The sequence below is a fragment of the Nostoc sp. genome, from assembly GCF_036917455.1.
Lineage (GTDB): Bacteria > Cyanobacteriota > Cyanobacteriia > Cyanobacteriales > Nostocaceae > Nostoc.
In genome coordinates this window covers 1-4384 of record NZ_JBALDK010000197.1, presented here as the reverse complement: position 1 = coordinate 4384, position 4384 = coordinate 1, and the positions used below count along the sequence as shown (strand labels likewise).

5 protein-coding genes are annotated in these 4384 nt (G+C 38.9%); 2 read left to right on the top strand and 3 right to left on the bottom strand.

All coding sequences use genetic code 11. The annotated features are described in order from the left end of the window. A partial coding sequence (locus V7K42_RS20440; RefSeq protein ID WP_334919187.1) for a hypothetical protein occupies positions 1–256 on the bottom strand: 256 nt, incomplete at its 3' end. 198 nt (positions 257–454) lie between these two features. On the opposite strand from V7K42_RS20440, the gene V7K42_RS20435 reads away from it, so the two are divergent. Beyond that, positions 455–796 (top strand): hypothetical protein, encoded by a 342-nt coding sequence (locus tag V7K42_RS20435; protein ID WP_334919186.1) that lies wholly within the window; start codon positions 455–457, stop codon positions 794–796. A gap of 149 nt (positions 797–945) precedes the next feature. Here V7K42_RS20435 and V7K42_RS20430 read toward each other — a convergent pair whose 3' ends face one another. Both V7K42_RS20430 and V7K42_RS20425 read right to left on the bottom strand, forming a co-directional pair. After that, positions 946–1971, bottom strand: coding sequence for an ABC transporter permease (locus tag V7K42_RS20430; protein ID WP_292708360.1), 1026 nt, complete (start codon positions 1969–1971; stop codon positions 946–948). 184 nt (positions 1972–2155) lie between these two features. Next, the gene (locus tag V7K42_RS20425; RefSeq protein WP_334919185.1) at positions 2156–3808 is read right to left on the bottom strand and encodes an ABC transporter substrate-binding protein; all 1653 of its coding nucleotides are present in this window, start codon (positions 3806–3808) and stop codon (positions 2156–2158) included. Positions 3809–4044: 236 nt separating this feature from the next. Between V7K42_RS20425 and V7K42_RS20420 the strand changes: the two genes are divergently transcribed. Beyond that, positions 4045–4263, top strand: coding sequence for a helix-turn-helix domain-containing protein (locus V7K42_RS20420; RefSeq protein WP_334829909.1), 219 nt, complete (start codon positions 4045–4047; stop codon positions 4261–4263). Positions 4264–4384 lie beyond the last annotated feature (121 nt).

Genomic DNA, 4384 nt, shown 5'->3' with positions numbered 1-4384 from the left:
TTTTATCAAGATCGTCTATATTTAATACTCTTTTAATCTTATCGTTTAAACTTTTACCTATTTCTTTTAAATATTGTTCAGTATATGGTTTGGCAGTAGGATTAGACTTCTTTATTTGAGAAGGCATTTGACTATAATTCATCCCTTGCCAACTTAGTAGAAAAACTTTTTCTTCTAACTTGCCCAGTAATACTACTTTTCCTTTCCTCTCCTCAAATATTTGCTTAATAGATTCTAATGCTTCTTCAGCTTCCATTTAACCTGATTGAGTTGGTAGAGTAAAGTTAACACTCGGATATAAGTCTATTATTTTACACCAGAACCTACATAATCCTACGTCTATGTAGATATTCTTTGTATTTATGACCTAATCCTACGTTTACCTACATCCTACGTATAACTATGGACTATAGGCGAATATAGAGACATCGAAACAACAGAGGAGTGCAAAACGATGTCTACTTACTATCCTGGAAATGAAAATTTAGCTGCACAGCAACAGCCAATAGTTCAATCTCTAGATGTTCTCAGTCAGTCAAACAATACAGAACAACTTCTCGATATCGCTGAAAATATTACTGCTGCTTTAAGCAAATCAGATACAGTGGAATTAGTTCAAGCTGGGGGTCAGACAGCAGAAAATATTTTTAAGGTCTTAGTCCAATATGGCGGTAAACCAGTTGCAATTATCCTGGCTACTGCTGTTCTGATTGCAGCTACTGCTATACCCATATTAGCCGTAAAAGTATCTCTGGGTCAGATAACTCAAATCCCTAATATTTCTCAGACAAAATGATAGTTTTGCGTTGGGTTACGCTTTGCTTAACCCAACCTTACATTTTACTGCTTCATCTCATAAAAAAAAGCGGGTAAGACTTCGGCTTGAGCGCTCAGTCGAACGCTGTCCACCCCACAAGAAGGTTAAAAAGAATTAAGAACTTTTTGCTAGTAGCGAATTCGCGGGTCTACATAAGCATTTAAAATATCAATCAAAATACTGGCACTCACAACGATCGCACCAAAAAAGACTAGCACTCCCTGGACTGTGGGATAATCACGATCTGCGATCGCTTGATACAGTCGATTAGCTAACCCAGGCCAAGAAAATGTTACTTCTGTCAAAATCGCCCCACCCAACAGAGAGGCAAAAGTCAAACCCAACACTGTAATTACTGGGATTAGAGCATTTTTTAAGGCATGGGAGGCTAAAATCTTATTTTCACCAATACCTCTGGCTCTAGCGGCTTCTACATAATCTGCTTTCAAAGTTTGCTTTAAATTCACTCGCACAATTCTTTCAAAAATCCCACTCAGCAAAATTCCTAGCGTGAGACTTGGTAGGGCAAGATGGTGCAAAGATGTGAAAAACTGCGTGAGATTTCCACCGAGTAAGCTATCAATTGTATACAATCCAGTGACAGGAGTGGGAGCCGGAAGATTAGGCGGAAAGCGGTTGGAATTGGGAAACCAACCCAGTTGGACTGAGAAAATCAACTGCAAAAGCATTCCCGCCCAAAACATGGGGAGTGCGTAGGTGATAATCCCAAATAAGCGTCCACCAACATCAAAATATGTCCCAGGACGAGAAGCTGAAAGAGTCCCAACCGCAATTCCAACGATGAGTGCAACCGCCATACTGCATACTGCTAACTCCACCGTGGCGGGGAAGTATTGCCCAATTATGTCCCAAACATTCTGTCCGCGACTCATTAAAGATGTTCCCAAATCAAAACGCAGTATGCTTCCCAAATAATTGAGGTACTGTAGCCACAGGGGAAAGTTTAAACCTAATTGTTTTCGTAATTCTTCTTTAGCAGCTTCTGGCGCACGTCCACCAAGAATTGCGTCTGCGGGATCTCCTGGTGTTGCTCTTAGTAAGAGAAATACAATGGTGATAATTGTTAATAACTGAAGTGGCGCGAGAAGCAACCGAGAAACTATGTAATATTGTAAAGCTTTAGAGCGAGACATATCTTAGTTATTTGTTTTGGTCATTTGTCATTTGTTTAGAAACCTTGATTTTGCAGAAGGGAAATTCATTAATTGCCCTGACTGCGTGTAGCTTTGCTTAAGTCATACTTTCCTGAAAAACTCCAAATTTCAAAATAGACAATATTTAACTCTTTACTAATGACCAATGACCAATGACTAATGACTACTTTTTAATTGTTTGGTAAACCAGAATTTGGGTCGGGTTAAGTTGTACGCTGTTTACACCTTTTTGGGCAAATACATAGTCTTTGCTTTGCCATAAGGGAACGTAAGGTACATCAGCAGTTTCTTGCTTTTGAATTTCTGCAAAAATTTTCTGACGCGCTTCAGTATTTAGTTCTTTGCGTTGTTGATCGATCAGTTTATTCATGGCTTCGCTATAGTAGAACGAACCCTGACTTTGACTGCCTCCATCTTCGCATCCTTTCTCAGCGGAACCTTTATCACAAGACAAAAACGGCTGAACGTAATTATCTGGATCTAAAAAGTCTGGATACCAATCAAGTAAAGCTCCTGGATATAAACCTTTGGCAATATCTTTAAAAAAGGCTGGCCCTTCGGCGGGGGTGACTTCAAATTGGAGTATTCCATCCATCTTGGCATCAACAAGAGATTTAAGTGTCTGTGCTGCCAAACTCCGAGTTGGAGAACTAGAAGGATACCAAATTTGGACTTTTGCCGGATTTTCTTTGGAGAAACCAGCAGTAGTTAACAATTTTTTAGCTTTATCAAAGTTAGCATCGCCATAAGCATCTTTGAATAATGGCACAGAAACATTCAATGTCGTGGGAATCATGCTATAAAGCGGATCTGCTTGACCAAGTAAAGCCCGCTCATTTAAAAGTGGACGGTCAATTATTGACGCGATCGCTTGTCTAACCTCTAATTTATCTAAAGGCTTTTGATTCCGGTTTAATACCAGATAGCTTACTACACTACCTTCAGCTGCGATCGCTTGCCAATCCCCTCTTTTACCACCTTCTTCCAAGCTACGATTTTGATCTGGCTGTAGTGACTGATAAGCTACATCCACTGCACCTGTACGGAAAGCATTAAACAAATTAACCGGACTCGTTTGAATTTGGAGGTTAACACCCTTGTTAGCTGGTTTTTCTCCCCAATATTTATCAAATGGATCGAATCTGATTGAATCAGTACCATACTGAGCTAACTTGTAAGGGCCAGTTCCCACAAAAATATTCGGCTTAAATTTACCAGCACCGAGTTCGTAAGCTTTTGGCGAAACTGCACACACCCCAGGAAACGCCAGTAGTGAGGGAAACGCTGCAAAGGGTTTTTTCAGCTTAATGCTTAACTCATACTCCCCTGTAGTTTTCACGGAATCTACTATATCACCTAGTAAAAATGACGGTTTTCCTTTATTTTGAATAAAGCGGTTGATAGTAAACGCCATTGCTTGGGCGTTAAAGGGAGTCCCATCGTGAAAAACCACTCCCTGACGTAAGGGAATGGTATAAGTTAAGGCATCTTGACTGACTTTAGGTAATGCTGTAGCTAGTTGGGGCTTAATATCCGTGCTTCCTGGGTTGTAGGTGTAGAGGCGATCGCTCATATTAAACACCAAGCCCAAAGATGCTAACTCATAAGTATCAGCCGGATCGAGGGTTCTCGGCTTTGCTGTTGTACCTATAGTAATACGACCATCACCTGTAGGGCTACTTACAGAACCCGATGGTGGCGTAGTTGGCTGTGGACGAGGAGCGCAACTAATAACTAAAAATAAACATAGAGAGAACAAAGATAGGAATTGTGTAATCCGACCCCACCGTTTCACGGACAAGGAAAACCAGGTCATACTGTTAAATTTTATTTAATTAGAAGTCAGTGATTATACTATATATCCGCTAGTTTTATAGAAAATTTTACAATTAATTACTACCTTAGATACTTTTTATAGAGGATTTTGCTCGAATAGATAAATTTATGTGTATTCAGGATGATTAAGTAAAAATACTTGAATGCTAACTATAGTATGTAGAACTTTAGTTAGCATAAGTTTACTACTATCTTTAGTTGTCTTAGCAAAATTCTATGAGAGCTGAGATACTTGATAAATTCGGAAAACGAGTCAGAGATGAAAGATTGCAGAGAGGACTATCTCAAGAGGAATTAGCCGAAAAAGCAGAACTTCATCGGACATATATAGGAATGATTGAAAGAGGCGAGAAAAACATCACTCTTATCAATATTCAAAAAATAGCCAAAGCCCTAGTTATAACTGTAGATGAATTATTAAAAGGTATTACTTAAAAGTGTTTCAAGAACAACAAGAAGAAAAATGGATAAATGATATTCGTAAGTATTGTCAGTCATTAAATATATCAATTAATGATTTATACAAAATCGTAACTGATTTAAAAGTTTCTCCCAT

What these genes read in the sequence shown, in the direction of transcription:
- V7K42_RS20435 (WP_334919186.1), top strand. Translation starts at nt 455, where the DNA reads ATGTCTACTTACTATCCTGGAAATGAAAATTTAGCTGCACAGCAACAG.
- V7K42_RS20430 (WP_292708360.1), bottom strand. Translation starts at nt 1,971, where the DNA reads ATGTCTCGCTCTAAAGCTTTACAATATTACATAGTTTCTCGGTTGCTT.
- V7K42_RS20425 (WP_334919185.1), bottom strand. Translation starts at nt 3,808, where the DNA reads ATGACCTGGTTTTCCTTGTCCGTGAAACGGTGGGGTCGGATTACACAA.
- V7K42_RS20420 (WP_334829909.1), top strand. Translation starts at nt 4,045, where the DNA reads ATGAGAGCTGAGATACTTGATAAATTCGGAAAACGAGTCAGAGATGAA.